Source organism: Achromobacter sp. (assembly GCF_050285565.1).
Classification (GTDB): Bacteria; Pseudomonadota; Gammaproteobacteria; order Burkholderiales; family Burkholderiaceae_B; genus Achromobacter.
The window spans coordinates 18,892-34,060 of the sequence record NZ_JBLZXG010000010.1 but is presented as its reverse complement, the minus strand read 5'-3'; the positions used below and the strand labels follow the sequence as shown (position 1 = coordinate 34,060).

The following is a 15,169-nucleotide window of genomic DNA, read 5'->3' as shown; positions in this document are numbered from 1 at the left end:
TATGTCTGGCACTGCGCAATGATGGCAGCCACGACGACCTCCCGCCGGCACCGCGCCGGTTTTTCCGCAAGGCCACGCACATGACGCATCCTCTCGTATTCATCGACGGCGACCAGGGCACCACCGGGCTGCAGATCCACGAACGCCTGCGCGGCCGTGACGACCTGCGGCTGCTGACCCTGCCCGAGGCCGAGCGCAAAGACCCGCGGCGCCGCGCCGAGGCCATCAACGCCAGCGATATCGCCATCCTGTGTCTGCCGGACGAACCGGCGCGTCAGGCGGTGGCGTCCATCGTCAATCCCGCGGTGCGGGTGATCGACGCCAGTTCGGCGCATCGCACGACGCCCGGCTGGGTTTACGGGTTCCCGGAAATGGAAGCGGAGCAGGCGCGGCGCATCGCCGAGGCCAAGCGCGTCAGCAATCCGGGCTGCTACCCCACCGGCGCCATCGCCTTGCTGCGGCCGCTGGTGCGGGCAGGGCTGGTGCCGGCCGACTACCCGCTGGCAATCCATGCGGTGTCCGGCTATTCGGGCGGCGGCCGCGCCAGCGTCGACGCCTTTGAGGCGCCGGGAGCCACGGGCGGGTTGGCCTTCCAGGTCTATGGACTGGGGCTGGCGCACAAACACACCCCGGAAATCGAGCGCCACGCCGGCTTGTCGCAGCGGCCGGTGTTCGTGCCGTCCTACGGCGCGTTCCGCCAGGGCATCGTGCTGACGGTGCCGTTGCAACTGCGCCTGTTGCCAGCCGGCGTCACGATTGCGCAACTGCACCAATGCCTGGCGCGGCACTACGCCGGCAGCCGCCATGTGCGGGTGGTGGCGCCGCAGGATGCCGCTGCCCAGACCCATCTGGATCCGCAGGCGCTCAACGGCACCAACGATCTGCGGCTGGCGGTGCACGGCAACGAGCAGCATGGCCAGGTGCTGCTGGCCGCCGTGTTCGACAACCTGGGCAAGGGCGCCTCGGGCGCGGCGGTGCAGAACCTGGACCTGATGCTGCAGGCGCTGGCGCTGGCCGAGGCCTGAAGACGGGCTGATGATGGCGTGCCGGCGGCGTCACCGCCGCCGCGTCACCACGTCATTTCGCCCTTGGCCACCTTGGCGCTGATTTCCAGCGAGGCGGCCGCGCCCGCTTGCGGGTAGCGCGCGCGCATCGCCTGGATCAGCGCGGCGCTGTCCTTGGCCCGGGCCGCCTCGGCCTCGAAGGCGCGCAGGTAGCCTTCGGTGTAATGCACCGATTCCAGCGTCAGCGGCGCGCCGGGGGCGTAGTGGCCCGGCACCACGGTCGTGGGCTTGAGGCTGGCGATGCGGGCCAGCGTGGCGAGCCAGTCGGCGCGCGACCGCGGCGTCTGCGTGTCGGCGGTCCACACGTGCAGGTTGCCGAACACCACCACGCCGCCCACCACCGCCTGGCGCGAGGGGATCCAGACGAAGCTGCGGTCCGGCTGCGGGCCGTCCAGGCCGGTGATTTTCAGGGTCTCGCCTTCCAGCGTCAGGGTGTCGCCTTGCAGCACTTGCGGGATGACCGCCTTGCGCGGCGCGTCGGCGCCCAGCTTGGGCCCCCAGAACGCCAGCTTGGCGTCGACGGTGTCGCGGATATGGCGCACGGTCGGGGCGGTGGCCACGACCTTGGCTTGCGGGAACGCGGCCAGGATGGTGTCGAGTCCGAAATAGAAATCCGGGTCGCCGTGGCTGATGTAGATGGTGGTCAGCGTCTTGCCGCTGGCGCGCACCAGTGCCACCAACTGCTCGGCCTGCGCCTTGCCGAATTGGGCGTCGATCAGAACCGCCTCGCGTTCGCCGCTGACCAGCACGGACGAGACCTGGAAGATGGCGTCGTTGCCCGGGTTGTAGGGCGTGATCGTCAACTCGGTGGCGGCGGCCAGGCCGGGGGCGGACAGGGCCAGCGCCAAGGCGGGCAGCAGGCGGCGCGGGGTGGGCAGGGAGGACATGGCGGTTTCCTGGAAAGAAAGGGAATGCCGGCAGTCTAGTTGCGTCATTCGATCAGATAAACCGCTTATTCCGGGTGAGTCTGATGCGTAAATCGATCATGTCTCGGGCGCCGCCGCTGGATCCGCGCCTGCCGGATCGGCCAGCGTCTCCACAATCAAGCTGCGCAACCAGCGCGTGCCGGGATCGCTCTCGAAGCGCGCGTGCCAGTGCACGGTGACGCTCAAGGGCGGCAGGGGCAGCGGCAGCGGCCGGATCTCGAAGGCGCCGTCATGGTTGAACCAGAGCGCGGCGCGATACGGCAGCGTGACGGTCAGGTCGGTGCGCCGCACGATTTCGGCGGCGGCCGAGAAATGCGGCAGCGTCAGATAGGGCTGGCGGTGCAGGCCGGCCTCGCCGAGCACGTCGTCCAGCAGGCGGTGGGCGCTGGCGCGGGAAGCGACCAGGATGTGGTCCAGCCGCTTGAACTGGCCGCGCGTCAGGCCGGCGGCCAGCACCGGATGGCCGCGCCGGCCCATGCACACGTAGCGTTCGCTGAACAGGTCGGCGTGGCGCGTGTGGCGGCCCAGGCCGGCCAGGTTGCCGATCGCCAGGTCGATCTCGCCGTCCTTGAGCGCCTGCGGCAATTGTTCCAGCGGCACTTCCACCACCTCGATCCGCAGGCGCGGCGCCAGCGCGTGCACGCGCTCCATCAGGCTGGGCAGGAACACCATCTCGCCGATATCGGACATGGACAGGCGGAAGCGCCGCGTGCTGTTGGCCGGCTCGAAATGCTGCCGCAGGCTGACGGCCTCGGCGAAGCTGTTCATGCCGCGCTCGATCGGGTCGGCCAGCGCGAAGGCCACCGGCGTGGGCCGCATGCCGGCGGGCGTGCGCACGAACAACGGGTCGTCGAATTTTTCGCGCAGCCGCGCCAGCGCATAGCTGACCGCGGGCTGCGTCAGTTGCAGACGCTGGGCCGCGCGGGTGACGCTGCGTTCGTGCAGCACGGTCAGGAAAACCCGCATGAGATTCAAGTCGAAGTCCACGCCTGCCCTTGTTATCAGTCTGCTTTATGCGATGAATAATACCCATAAATTTGACACATAAATAGTTGATTCCTAGACTAATTTTCACGAGCCGCGGCACCGACCGCCGGCCGCCGACAACAAGGGGAAAAGCACGCCATGCAAGCGTTGACATTGCCGTCGCTGTTGTGCGACCAGGCCGCCCGCCAGGGGGGCCGACCGTGGATCCAGGCGCCGGGCGGGGCGTTGAGTTATGCCGAGGCGCCGGCGCACGCCGCGCGTTGGGCGGCGCTGCTGGCCGCGGCCGGGGTGGGGCGCGGCGACCGCGTCGGGCTGATGGCCGGCAACCGCATCGAGTTTCTGTCGGTGGTGCTGGGCTGCGGCTGGCTGGGCGCGGTGGTGGTGCCCATCAACACCGCGTCGCGCGGCCTGCAGTTGCAGCACATCCTGGTCAACAGCGGCTGCGTGCTGCTGGTGGCGGACAGCGCCTCCTGTCCGGCGCTGGCAGGCCTGGACGCGGCGGGCCTGGCGCTGCGGCGGATCTGGCTCTTGGACGAGCGGCAGGCGCCAGCGGGGGCCGTCCATGCCGGGCCGGCCGGCGCCGGGGCCATCCCAGCCGCCGGTCTGCCGGCGCCCGTCACGCGGCTTCCATCCTTGCCGGAGACGCCGATGCCGGCGGCCGGCCTGGGCCCGGGCGACACGCTGGCGATTCTCTACACGTCCGGCACCTCGGGCCTGTCCAAGGGCGTGTGCTGTCCGCACGCGCAGTTCCACTGGTGGGGCGTCATCGCCGCGCGCAACCTGGAGATCGGCGCCGATGACGTGCTCTACACCAGCCTGCCGCTGTTCCACACCAATGCGCTCAACGCCTGCTTCCAGGCGCTGGTCACCGGCGCGTCGATTGTCTGCGACGAACGCTTTTCGGTCAGCCGCTACTTCGAGCGCCTGGCGGCCACCGGCGCCACCGTGACCTATCTGCTTGGCGCCATGGTGCCGATGCTGCTGGCGCGCCAGCCGTCGGCCGCCGAAAGCGGCCACCGCGCCCGCATCGCGCTGGCGCCAGGCGTGCCGGAACGCTTCCACGCGACTTTCACCGAGCGCACCGGCATCGCGCTGCTGGAAGGCTACGGCTCCACCGAAACCAACTTCGCGCTGGGAGGCACGCTGGCCCAGCAGCGCCCCGGCGCCATGGGCCGTGTCGCGCCGGAGTTCGACGCGATCGTGGCCGACGAGCACGACGCGCCGCTGCCCGACGGCCAGGCCGGCGAGCTGCTGCTGCGCGCGCGGCCGCCGTTCGCCATCGCCACCGGCTACTTCGGCATGGCTGACAAGACAGTCGAGGCCTGGCGCAACCTGTGGTTCCACACCGGCGACCGCGTGGTGCGCGACGCCGACGGCTACTTCCGCTTCCTGGATCGCATGAAAGACGCGATCCGCCGGCGCGGCGAGAACATTTCGTCGTACGAGGTGGAGCAGGTGCTGCTGGCGCACCCGTCGGTGGCGGTGGCCGCGGTCTACGCGGTGCGTTCGGAACTGGCCGAGGACGAGGTCATGGCGGCGCTGGTCTACAAGCCGGGCTGCGCACTCACGCCCGAAGCCCTGTTGGACTTCTGCCAGCCACGCATGCCGTATTTCGCCGTGCCGCGCTACCTGCGCGTGCTGGACGACCTGCCGCGCACCGAGAACGGCAAGGTCCGCAAGTTCCGGTTGCGCGATGAGGGCGTGACGGGCGACACCTGGGATCGCGACGCCGCCGGCTACCGCGTGGCGCGCTGAATCCCGTCCATATAAAACAAGGGGCAACAGCATGACAATGGCATACCAGGGCGCGGTGCAAAGCGCCGATGAGCAGGCCCGCAGGCAGCGCACGCGGCGGGTGGTGATGGCGTCCGTCGCCGGCAACGCGATGGAGTGGTACGACTTTTTCATCTACGGCACGGCGGCGGCGCTGGTGTTCGGCGAGTTGTTCTTTCCCAAGGGCACCGATCCGCTGCTGGGCACCATGGGCGCCTTCGCCGGCTTTGCCGTGGGCTTTCTGGCGCGGCCGCTGGGCGGGGTGGTGTTCGGCCACATCGGCGACCGCTACGGCCGCAAGCTGGCGCTGGAGTGGACGCTGGGCATCATGGGCGCGGCCACCTTCCTGATCGGGTTGTTGCCCACCTATGAGCAGATCGGCATCTGGGCGCCGGTGGCGATGGTGGCGCTGCGCGTGTTGCAGGGCGCGGCGGCCGGCGGCGAATGGGGCGGCGGCGTGCTGCTGATCAGCGAGGCGGTGGGCGGCAAGCGCCGCGGCTACTTCTCGTCGTTCAGCCAGTTGGGCGTGGCCGGCGGCTTCGTGCTGTCGTCGGGCGTCTTCATGCTGGCGCAGCAACTGCCGCAGGAGGCCTTCATGAGCTGGGGCTGGCGTCTGCCGTTCCTGTTGAGCGTGCTGATCTTCGGCATTGGCCTGTACATCCGCAAGCACATTCCCGAAAGCGACGAATTCGTGCAGGCCAAGAAGACCGCCAAGCGCGGCATGCCGGCGGTGGAAGTGTTCCGCCGCTATCCGCGCCAGGTGTTCACGGCGATGGGGCTGCGGGTGGCGGAGAACGGCGGTTCGTACATTTTCCTGGCGTTCGCGCTGGCCTATGGCAAGTTCCTGGGCATTCCCAACGACGTGATGCTCGGCGGGGTGCTGGCGTCCATGTTCATCGAACTGGGCTCGCTGGTGTGGTTTGGCCACCTGTCGGACCGGATCGGCCGGCGCACCGTGTACCTGATCGGTTCGGCCGGCCTGATGCTGGCGGCGTTTCCGTTCTTCTGGCTGGTGCAGACCAAGGAGCCGATGTGGATCTTTCTGGCGTTCTTCCTGGGCAATACCGTGTGTCACGCCGCCATGATCGGCACGCAGCCAGCGTACTTCGCCGAGCTGTTCCCGCCCGAGGTGCGCTACACCGGCCTGGCGCTGGGGCACGAGCTGGCCTCGGTGTTCGCCGGCGGCCTGTCGCCGCTCATCGCCATGGCGCTGCTGCGCAAATATGAATCGGCCACGCCGGTGGCGTGGTTCCTGGTGGGCATGGCGGCGATCACGGTCATCACCTTGCTGCTGACGCGCGAACCGCCGCGGCAGGAATCGGCATGAGCGCCGGACCCGGCATCGTCGGCGTGGGCGAGACGCCCGCGCTGCGCCATCCCGAGCCCGGCTGCGACACCGCCACGCTGATCGCGCAGGCGGTGCGGCTGGCGCTGGACGATGCCGGGCTGCGGCCGGCGGAGGTGGACGGCCTGGGGCTGGCCTCGTTCACGCTGCGTCCCGATCGGGCCATCGACATGGCGTGGCGGCTCGGCCTGACACTGGATTGGTGCATGCAGGACGAGATGGGCGGCGCCAGCGCCATCAACATGCTGCGCCATGCCTGGCTGGCGCTCCAGGCCGGGCAGGCGCGCACCATCGTGCTGGTGGCCGGCGACCATTTCAGCGGCGCCGATTTCGCCGACCTGGTGGGGCGCTACAACCGCAGCGCGCAGGATTACCTGAGCCCGCTGGGCTGCGCCGGGCCGAACCCGCTGTTCGCCATGCTGACGCAGCGGCAGATGGCGCGAACCGGCCTGCGGCGCGAGGACTATGGCGCGCTGTGCGTGGCGCAGCGCGCCTGGGCCGCCGACAACCCCAACGCCGCCTACCGCCAGCCGCTGACGCTGGCGCAATACCTGGCGGCGCCGCTGGTGGCCGCGCCGCTGGGCCGGCTCGATTGCGTGCCGGTGGTCAGCGGCGCCTGCGCGCTGGTGTTGCAGGCGCGGCCGCAAGGCGTGCGCGTCACGTTGCGGGCCAGCGGCGCGCGCTACAACGCCGACCAGCAGGAGGGCGACGGGCTGGTGACCGGCATCGCCGGGTTCGCGCCGGCGTTGTGGGCCCAGGCCGGATTGGGGCCGGATGAGATGGACGTGATCGGCGTCTACGATGACTACCCGGCCATGGCCGTGGCGCAACTGTGCGACCTGGGCCTGGCGCCGGCGGACGATCTGCCGGGCTTCATTGCGCGCCGCATCGCCACGCGCGAACTGCCGGTCAATACGGCGGGCGGGCAACTGTCGGCGGGGCAGGCGGGCACGGCCGGCGGCATGCACGGCCTGGCGGAAGTGGCGCGCCAACTGCTGGGCCGCGCCGGCGCCCGCCAGGTGGCCGGCGCGCGTCACGGCGTGGCGACCGGTTACGGCATGGTGCAGTTGCGCTACGGCATGTGCGCCAACGCGGCGGTGCTGGCCAGGGAGGACGCATGAGTTTCAACGTGATGGAATGCGCGCGGTGCGCGCATCGGGTCTACCCGGCGCGGCTCTGGTGCCCGGCGTGCGGGCACGACCGGGCGCGCGAGGTGGCGGTGGAGCAAGCCGAGCTGCTGGCGTGGACGCGCGTGCCCGCCAAGGCGGGCGAAGGTGGCAGCGTCTTGGCCACCGTCAACGCGCTGCCGCGCGGACCGCTGCTGGTGGCGCGCCTGCCGGACGTGCCGCAGGGGGCAGGGCAACGCCTGCGCCTGCTTGCGCGGATCGAGCAAGGGGTGACGCTGCCCTGGGCGCAAGCGCTGTCCAAGGGTGACGACGCCCCGGGCGAGGGCTGACGACCCGGGGTCGGCAGGCGCGTGCCGGCGGTGCGGGTCAGGGCCGCGCGTTGGCCGACCGGATCGATGCCAGCCGCTGCGCCAGCGTGGCGCTCGACAGTTCGCCGACGCGCACATCCAGCAGCCGGCCTTCGGCATCGAGGAACAGCGTGGCCGGCAAGCCGCGATTGCTCATCTGGCGCGAAGCCTCGCCGGCCGGGTCGAGCAGGGCGTTGGCCAGGGACGGGGCGTGCTCGTCCAGGTATTGGCGCACGGTGGCCGCGGCCTCGCCCTGGTTGACAAAGACGAAATGGATATCGGGGTGGGCCGCCTGCGCCTGCTCGAAGGCCGGCATCTCGCGCCGGCACGGCGGGCACCAGCTGGCCCACAGGTTCACGACCATGGGCTTGCCGTGGAAGGCGGCCAGCGTGGCGGCGGCGCCGTCCAGCCGTTGCAGCGACAGCCCCGCCAACTGCGGCGGCGTCTGGGCCGGCGGCGCCAGCAGGCGTGCGCCGCCCAGCCAGACGGCCGCGCCCAGCGCCATCGCGACCAGCAGTGCGCGGCGCGGCGCGCGGTTGCGTAGCGTGGCGTAGGCGCCATAGGCCAACGCCGCGACCAGTCCGGCGGCACCGGCCCAGCCGCCGTCGCGCAGATCCAGTATCTTGAGCGGATCTTGCTGGAAATGGTCGCGGTATTGCCAGACGAATCCCAGGCGCGCCGCCAGCAGGCCCAGCAGCAGGCAGCGCCACAGCGCGCGGCCGGTCGCCTCGGCGCGGGCGCCGGCCAGCAGCCGGCCGGCGATCAGGCCGGCGACGACGGCGGCCGCCAGCAGCGCCAGTTCGACGGGAAACACCAACGGGCCCAGGCGCAGGGCGGGGCTCATGCGGCGCGCTCCAGGCGCGTGGCCGCGCCGGGGCGGCCGTTGCTGCGAAATTCCATGGCGTGAGACGAGTCGGGCGAAGGCCCAAGCCTAGCATGGCGCCGCTATAGGCCTGGGCGTCCCTCATTGCCGCCGGCGTGCCCGGGTACGCCAGACTGCCGCATGGCGATCGGGGCGGCCGCGCCGCGCCCGGCATCGGCGGACACGGCGCTTGGCCCTATATACGGCCACGCTGAAACACATATTTCCAGGGACGTTAAAATAACCGGCTCGCGGCTTTCATCGAGCCCTCCGGCCTTCATCATCCCTGCGCCCCGCGCTCTCGACAAAACATGAAAAAACTGACTGCTGTTCTTCTCGTGTCCGCCACCACGATGCTGACCGCCTGCGGCCCGTCCGACAACGCGCCGGCCGCCAGCGCGCAGGCGCCGGCCGCCGCCCGCAAGGTGGTCGTCGGCCTGGACGACAACTTCCCGCCCATGGGTTTCCGCGACGCCAACAACCAGATCGTCGGCTTTGACGTCGACATGGCCAAGGAAGCCAGCAAGCGCCTGGGCCTGGAAGTCGAATTCAAGCCGATCGACTGGAGCGCCAAGGAAGCCGAGCTGAACGGCAAGCGCGTCGACGTGCTCTGGAACGGCCTGACCATCACCGAGGAACGCAAGAAGAACATCAGCTTCACCGCGCCCTACATGGCCAACCACCAGATCATCATCGTCGGCAACGCCTCGCCGGTGAAGGCCAAGGCCGACCTGGCCGGCAAGGTGGTCGGCGCCCAGGACGGCAGCAGCGCCACCGACGCCATCGCCAAGGACCCGGTCGCCGGCAGCATCAAGGAAGTCAAGAAGTTCGGCGACAACGTCACCGCGCTGATGGATCTGGCCGCCGGCCGCCTGGACGCCATCGTGGTCGACGAAGTGGTGGGCCGCTACCTGATCAGCAAGCGCGCCGGTGAATACCGCGTGCTGGACGACAACTTCGGCACCGAAGACTACGGCGTCGGCGTGCGCAAGGACGATACCGAGCTGCTCGCCAAGCTCGACAAGACGCTGGACTCGATGAAGCAGGACGGCACCGCCGGCCGCATCGCCACCCAGTGGTTCGGCGCCAACATCATCAAGTAATCTCCCGGGAAGCGCCCGGACCGCGCCGCGGTCCGGGCGTTTTGCAGTCCGGCGATCCTGTACGCCGGTGACCCGGCCCCCGATTCATCCCGCCCTGACCGGCGCGCACCCATCCGCATGGACTACGTACTTTCCCTTCTGGGACCCCTGGCGCAAGGCGCGAAAGTGACCTTGACGCTGTTCTTCATCACGCTGGCGCTGGCCGTGCCGCTGGGCCTGGTGCTGGCGCTGCTGCGGATCTCCAAGTGGGGCTTTGTCAGCCAGCTGGTCAATGGCTACATCTGGCTGATGCGCGGCACGCCGCTGATGCTGCAGATGCTGTTCATCTACTTCGCGCTGCCGTTCGTGCCGGTGGTGGGGGTGCGGCTGCCCGACTTCCCGGCGGCGGTGGTGGCGTTCGCGCTGAACTACGCGGCATACTTCGCCGAGATCTTCCGCGCCGGCATCCAGTCGGTGGATCGCGGCCAGTACGAGGGCAGCAAGGTGCTGGGCATGACCTACCTGCAGACGCTGCGCCGCATCGTGCTGCCGCAGATGGTGCAGCGGGTGCTGCCGCCCATGAGCAACGAAACCATCACCCTGGTCAAGGACACCTCCCTGATCTACGTGCTGGCGCTCAACGACATCCTGCGCACCGCGCGCGGCATCGTGCAGCGCGATTTCACGACCACGCCGTTCCTGGTCGCGGCCGCCTTCTATCTCATCATGACGCTGGTGTTGACGTGGTTCTTCCAGCGTATGGAAAAGCGCTATGCCAAATACGACCAGTAATCCGTCCGCCGGCGGTCGCGGCGCCATGATCTCGGCGCGCGGCATCGTCAAGTCGTTCGGCGCCAACCGGGTGCTGAACCAAGTCTCGCTGGAACTGGGCAAGGGCGAGGTGGTGGCGGTGATCGGGCCGTCGGGCTCGGGCAAGAGCACCTTCCTGCGCTGCCTGAACCACCTGGAAACCATTGACGACGGCACCATCGAGATCGAAGGCGAGGCCCTGGCCACCGCCGTGCCGGGCGGCCACAGCCGCTACGCCAGCGACGGCGACGTGCGCCGCATCTGCCGCAAGATGGGCATGGTGTTCCAGTCGTTCAACCTGTTCCCGCACATGACGGTGCTGCAGAACATCATCGAAGCGCCCATGATCGTCAAGCGCATGCCGCGCGCGGCCATCGTGCCCAAGGCCGAGGAACTGCTGCGCAAGGTCGGCCTGCTGAACAAGCGCGACAACTATCCCACGCGTCTGTCCGGCGGCCAGAAGCAGCGCGTGGCGATCGCCCGCGCGCTGGCGATGGAACCGGACATCATGCTGTTCGACGAGCCCACCTCGGCGCTCGACCCCGAGCTGACCGGCGAGGTGCTGCGCACCATGCGCCAACTGGCCGACGAGCACATGACCATGCTGGTGGTGACCCACGAAATGGGGTTCGCGCGCGAAGTGGCGCACCGTGTCATCTTCATGGACGAAGGCCGCATCGTCGAAGCGGCGCCGTCGGCGGACTTCTTCCGCGCGCCGCGGCATCCGCGCAGCCGCGAATTCCTGGCGCACATGCTGTAGAACGCGGCAGCGGCGCCGCTGCGTGCCAGTGCGTGGCCGTGGCCGCGCCGCGCCGGCCTCAGCGCTGGCCGCGCCGGGGCACGATCATCGGGCTGCCGGTCTCCGGATCCGGCAGCACCCGGCAGTCCAGGTCGAACACCCGCCGCAGCGTCGCCTCCGTTACCACCTGCCGCACTTCGCCCTGCGCGGCGATGGCGCCGGCGCGCATCATGACGACCCGGCCGGCGTAGCGGAACGCCAGGTTCAGGTCGTGCAGCACCACCACCAGCGTGCGCCCGGCGCGGTGCAGGCGCGCGCACAGTTCCAGCAGGTCGATCTGGTGGCGGATGTCGAGGAAGGTGGTGGGCTCGTCCAGCAACATGATGCCGGCGTCCTGCGCCAGCACCAGCGCCAGCCAGGCGCGCTGCCGCTGGCCGCCCGACAGCGTGTGCACCGGCTGGTCGGCCAGGTCCGCCAGGTCGGTGTCGGCCAGGGCCGCCTCGACCGCCTGGGCGTCGGCCGGCGACCACTGTCGCAGCAGGGTCTGGTGCGGATAGCGGCCGCGCGCCACCAGGTCGCGCACGGTGATCATTTCCGGCGCCACCGGGTTCTGCGGCAGATAGGCCAGGCGCCGCGCCACCGCCTTGCGCCGCAGGCCCGCCAGGTTGGCGCCGTCCAGGAACGCCTGGCCCTGGCTGGGCGCCAGCGCCCCGCCCAGCACGCGCAGCAGCGTGGACTTGCCGCAGCCGTTGGGGCCGACCACCGCCGTGAATGCGCCCGGGGCGACCGCCAGCGACAGGTCGCGCAGCACGGGTTTGTCGCCGTAAGCCAATTGGACTTGCCGCAATTGCAGCGCGGGCTGGCCGTCTGGAGAGGTGTTCAGGTGGAGGTCTTGCGCCATTCGAGTACCAGCAGGAAAGCAAGATAGACGCCGCCGATGCCGGCGGTCAGGACGCCGACCGGCAGGCCGTTGGGGCCGGCCAGCCGGGTCAGCAGGTCGGCGCCGGCCAGCAGCACGGCGCCCGTCAGGGCCGCCAGCAGCGGTTGCGGGCCGCTGACGCGCACGCAGCGGCGGGCGATTTGCGGCGCCGCCAGGGCGATGAAGGCGATCGGCCCGGCCACCGCGACGGCGGCGGCCGCTGCCAATACCGCCACCAGCGTGGCCGCCAGCCGGCTGCGGGCCGGCGGCGCGCCGAGGGCCTGGGCCAGGTCGTCGCCCATCTCCAGCAGGCGCAGGCGGGCGCACAAGGCCAGCGCCAGCGGCAGCAGCACGGCGCAGGCCGAGCCGATCAGGGCAACGTCGCGCCAGGTCCTGCCGGCCAGGCTGCCGTTGAGCCAGGTGGCCGCCAGGTAGGCCTGTTCGCGCCGCAGGTTGGACAAGCCGTATTGCACGAAGGCGAAGGCGATCGCGCCGACGGCGATGCCAGCGATGACCAGGCGCTGCGGCGCGGCAAAGCCGCTGCCCGAGCCGAACCAGACGCCGGCCGTGGCCAGCAGCGCGCCGGCCGCCGCGCCCCAGGCCACCGGCATGAGGCCGGGCCAGACCATGGCCACCGCCACGGCGCCGGCAGAAGCGCCCGCCGTCAGGCCGATGACGTCGGGGCTGCCCAGCGGATTGCGGGTCAGGCTCTGGAACAGCGCGCCCGACAGGCCCAGCGCGGCGCCCGCGCCCAGCGCCGTCAGCGCGCGCGGCAGGCGCACCGTGTGCACCAGCCATTGCTCCACGGCGCCGCCGGCGCCTTGCAGCGCCTGCCACAGCGCAGCCCATGACAGGCCGGGGTCGCCGACGCGCAAGGCGGCGGCCAGCAGGGCGCCGGCCAGCGCCAGCAGCAGCGCGGCGCAGGCCAGCGCGCGCGGCGCGACCGGCCAGGCCAGCCACGCGCCAGCGCTCAGCATGCGCGGGCGGCGAGGCGGGGCGGGCGTGGCGCGGGTCATGCCAGGCCCCGTGCCCGGCTGCGCAGGGCGATCAGCAGGAACGGCGCGCCGATGAAGGCCACCACCACGCCAGTCAGCAGTTCGGCCGGCGCACGCAGCAGCCGCGCCAGGATGTCGGCCACCAGCATCAGCAGCGGCCCCAGCACCGCGCAATAGGCCAACAGCCAACGCAGGTCCGGACCGGCGTAGCGGCGCGCGATGTGCGGCACGGCCAGGCCGACGAAGGCGATGGGCCCGGCGGCGGCGGTGGCGGCGGCGGCCAGCACCGCCACGCACAGCAAGCCCAGCGCGCGATACAGCCCGGCGCGCAGCCCCAGCGCCCGCGCCAGCGCCTGGCCCAGCGCCAACAGGTTGAGCGGCCGCGCCAGCATGGCGGCCAGCAGCAGGCCGATGCCAATGTAGGGCGCGGCGCGCCACGCGGCGGCCAGCGATTGGCCGGCCAACGATCCCACGGCCCAGAAGCGGTAGGCATCGAAGATGTCGTCGCGCAGCAGCGCCACCGCCTGCACATAGGCGAACAGCACCGCGTTGACGGCGGCGCCGGCCAGGATCAGCCGCACCGGTTGCAGCCCGCGCCCTGCGGCGCCGATCAGGTACACCGCCGCTGCCGCGCCCAGCGCACCGGGCAGCGCCGCCCAGAACGGATGCGCCGGAAGGCCGCCCAGCAGCAGCGCCGCCGTCACGATGGAGGCGGCCGCGCCCGCGTTCACGCCCAGCAGGCCGGGTTCGGCCAGCGGGTTGCGGGTCAGCGCCTGGATCAGCGCGCCGGCCACGGCCAGGGCCGCGCCGGTCAGCAGCGCCAACAGGGTGCGGGGAATGCGTGCCGCGACCACCATGGCGGCATGGCTGTCGTCCGGGTGCAGCAAGACGCGCCAGACCGTGGCGGGCGCCAGGCCGCGCGAGCCGAGCCACAGGCTGGCCAGCGCGGCCAGGGCCAGCAGCGTACAGGCCGCCAGCAACAGCGGCGCCCGCAAGCGTGGCGCGCCCTGGCGCAAGGCCGCGACGGCGGCGGCCGAGGGCGGGCGGCGCGGCGGCATCAGGAGCCGGCTCCGTCGGGCTGGGCGTGGCGGGCGGCCTGCGCCAGTCGCGGCGCCAGCCGGTCCAGCATCCAGGCCACCGCCAGCGGCGTGCCGGAGGACGAGGCCATGACCAGCGCCGGGTCGCTCAGCGCCACGTAGGCGCCGCGCCGTACCGCCGCAATCGAGCCATACAAGGGCAGGGCGGCGGTACGGTCGCGTTCCTCGGGCGAGTAGAACCACGACACCAGGATATCGGCATCGCCCAGCGCGTCGGCATGCTCGAAGCCCAGGTAGTGGGCGAAATGGCCGGCGCTGGCGCGCAGGCCGCGCACCGACGGCGCCAGGGTCAGGCCCATGGCCGTGAGCGTATCGACGCGCGGATCGCCGGCCACGTAGGCGGCGAAGTTGCCCGAACCCAGGTCGGCGCGCACGTAGGCGAAGGTCTTGCCGGCCAGTTCGGGGTAGCGGCGCGCGGCCTGCGCCAGCGCCTGGCGGATGCGGGCCTTGAGCGGCGCGGCCGCCTCGGGCTTGCCCAGCGCTGCCGCGATCAGGTCGATCTGCGTGTCCACCGGCGTCAGGAACGGCTGGTCGGGATAGGCCACCACGGGCACCAGCCGCGACAGTTGCGCGTAGGCCTCGGGCGTGACGCCGGAGAACGGCGCCAGCACCACGTCCGGGCGCAACGCGATGATTTTCTCGATATCCAGTTCGGGGTACACCGTGATGCGTTCGGGCAGCGGCTGGCCGGCGGCCTCGATGGCGGCGCGCACCCAAGGCCAGTAATGGTCGGCATCGCCGCCCCAGTCGGCGCGGCCCACGCCCACCGGCACCACGCCCAGCGCCAGCGCCAGGTCGTCGGCGCCCAGGCCGAGGGTGACGACGCGCTTGGGGCGGGCCGTGATCACCGCCTTGCCGAGCGCGCTGTCGAGGGTCACCGGAAAGCCGCTGGCGGGGCCGTCGACGGCGTCACGCGGCGCGCGGCCGGCCGGGGGCGTGGCGGCGGTGGCCGCGGTGGGGGCGAGCGTGGAAGCGGACGGCGCGGGGCGGTCGCACGCGGCCAGGGTGCAGGCCATGGCCAACGCCGCCGCGCCCAGGGCGGCGCGGCGGCGCCAGCGCGCCGCGATGGATTGATGCAGACGCATTGTGGCGGGGA

The 15,169-nt window shown here is 71.3% G+C and carries 15 protein-coding genes; 8 read left to right on the top strand and 7 right to left on the bottom strand.

All coding sequences use genetic code 11. The features are described from left to right. Positions 1-80 precede the first annotated feature (80 nt). Entirely contained in the window at positions 81-1,025 is a 945-nt protein-coding gene (gene argC, locus ACN6O8_RS20600) for an N-acetyl-gamma-glutamyl-phosphate reductase (protein WP_427992847.1), read from the top strand. A gap of 44 nt (positions 1,026-1,069) precedes the next feature. Here the strand turns inward: argC and ACN6O8_RS20595 are convergent, their stop codons facing one another. Continuing rightward, the gene (locus ACN6O8_RS20595) at positions 1,070-1,951 is read right to left on the bottom strand and encodes an MBL fold metallo-hydrolase (protein ID WP_427992846.1); all 882 of its coding nucleotides are present in this window, start codon (positions 1,949-1,951) and stop codon (positions 1,070-1,072) included. Between the two features lie 96 nt (positions 1,952-2,047). Then, positions 2,048-2,977: a LysR family transcriptional regulator gene (locus ACN6O8_RS20590; protein ID WP_427992845.1), complete on the bottom strand. Its 930-nt coding sequence runs from the start codon at positions 2,975-2,977 to the stop codon at positions 2,048-2,050. Positions 2,978-3,115: 138 nt separating this feature from the next. Between ACN6O8_RS20590 and ACN6O8_RS20585 the strand changes: the two genes are divergently transcribed. Genes ACN6O8_RS20585 through ACN6O8_RS20570 form a run of 4 tightly spaced genes read left to right on the top strand, consistent with a single transcriptional unit; the run spans position 3,116 to position 7,551 of the window. Next, a complete protein-coding gene (locus tag ACN6O8_RS20585; RefSeq protein WP_427992844.1) occupies positions 3,116-4,732 on the top strand; it encodes an ATP-dependent acyl-CoA ligase in 1,617 nt (538 codons plus the stop codon). 31 nt (positions 4,733-4,763) lie between these two features. Beyond that, the gene (locus ACN6O8_RS20580) at positions 4,764-6,077 is read left to right on the top strand and encodes an MFS transporter (protein ID WP_427992843.1); all 1,314 of its coding nucleotides are present in this window, start codon (positions 4,764-4,766) and stop codon (positions 6,075-6,077) included. Beyond that, on the top strand, positions 6,074-7,216 hold the full coding sequence (locus tag ACN6O8_RS20575; protein WP_427992842.1) for a thiolase family protein: 1,143 nt from the start codon (positions 6,074-6,076) through the stop codon (positions 7,214-7,216). The genes ACN6O8_RS20580 and ACN6O8_RS20575 overlap by 4 nt, the downstream gene beginning before the upstream one ends. Continuing rightward, complete coding sequence (locus tag ACN6O8_RS20570; protein ID WP_427992841.1) at positions 7,213-7,551, top strand: hypothetical protein; 339 nt, start codon at positions 7,213-7,215, stop codon at positions 7,549-7,551. Before ACN6O8_RS20575 ends, ACN6O8_RS20570 begins: the two co-directional genes overlap by 4 nt. Positions 7,552-7,588: 37 nt before the next feature. Here the strand turns inward: ACN6O8_RS20570 and ACN6O8_RS20565 are convergent, their stop codons facing one another. After that, positions 7,589-8,413, bottom strand: coding sequence for a TlpA family protein disulfide reductase (locus ACN6O8_RS20565; protein ID WP_427992840.1), 825 nt, complete (start codon positions 8,411-8,413; stop codon positions 7,589-7,591). Between the two features lie 329 nt (positions 8,414-8,742). Between ACN6O8_RS20565 and ACN6O8_RS20560 the strand changes: the two genes are divergently transcribed. The 3 genes from ACN6O8_RS20560 to ACN6O8_RS20550 all read left to right on the top strand — a co-directional run bounded on the left by ACN6O8_RS20560 (position 8,743) and on the right by ACN6O8_RS20550 (position 11,083). Then, positions 8,743-9,534: an amino acid ABC transporter substrate-binding protein gene (locus ACN6O8_RS20560; protein ID WP_427992839.1), complete on the top strand. Its 792-nt coding sequence runs from the start codon at positions 8,743-8,745 to the stop codon at positions 9,532-9,534. A gap of 117 nt (positions 9,535-9,651) precedes the next feature. After that, positions 9,652-10,305 carry an amino acid ABC transporter permease gene (locus ACN6O8_RS20555; RefSeq protein WP_006384524.1) on the top strand — a complete coding sequence of 218 codons (654 nt, stop codon included), beginning with the start codon at positions 9,652-9,654 and terminating at the stop codon, positions 10,303-10,305. Between the two features lie 25 nt (positions 10,306-10,330). Beyond that, positions 10,331-11,083, top strand: a complete 753-nt coding sequence (locus ACN6O8_RS20550) for an amino acid ABC transporter ATP-binding protein (protein WP_427993061.1) — start codon at positions 10,331-10,333, stop codon at positions 11,081-11,083. Positions 11,084-11,141: 58 nt separating this feature from the next. On the opposite strand, the gene ACN6O8_RS20545 is transcribed toward ACN6O8_RS20550, so the two are convergent. The 4 genes from ACN6O8_RS20545 to ACN6O8_RS20530 are packed head-to-tail and all read right to left on the bottom strand — an operon-like array spanning position 11,142 to position 15,158. Continuing rightward, positions 11,142-11,963, bottom strand: a complete 822-nt coding sequence (locus ACN6O8_RS20545) for an ABC transporter ATP-binding protein (RefSeq protein ID WP_427992838.1) — start codon at positions 11,961-11,963, stop codon at positions 11,142-11,144. Then, the gene (locus tag ACN6O8_RS20540; RefSeq protein ID WP_427992837.1) at positions 11,942-12,997 is read right to left on the bottom strand and encodes a FecCD family ABC transporter permease; all 1,056 of its coding nucleotides are present in this window, start codon (positions 12,995-12,997) and stop codon (positions 11,942-11,944) included. The genes ACN6O8_RS20545 and ACN6O8_RS20540 overlap by 22 nt, the downstream gene beginning before the upstream one ends. Next, a complete protein-coding gene (locus ACN6O8_RS20535) occupies positions 12,994-14,034 on the bottom strand; it encodes a FecCD family ABC transporter permease (protein ID WP_427992836.1) in 1,041 nt (346 codons plus the stop codon). Before ACN6O8_RS20535 ends, ACN6O8_RS20540 begins: the two co-directional genes overlap by 4 nt. Beyond that, complete coding sequence (locus ACN6O8_RS20530; protein WP_427992835.1) at positions 14,034-15,158, bottom strand: ABC transporter substrate-binding protein; 1,125 nt, start codon at positions 15,156-15,158, stop codon at positions 14,034-14,036. Before ACN6O8_RS20530 ends, ACN6O8_RS20535 begins: the two co-directional genes overlap by 1 nt. Positions 15,159-15,169: the final 11 nt, after the last annotated feature.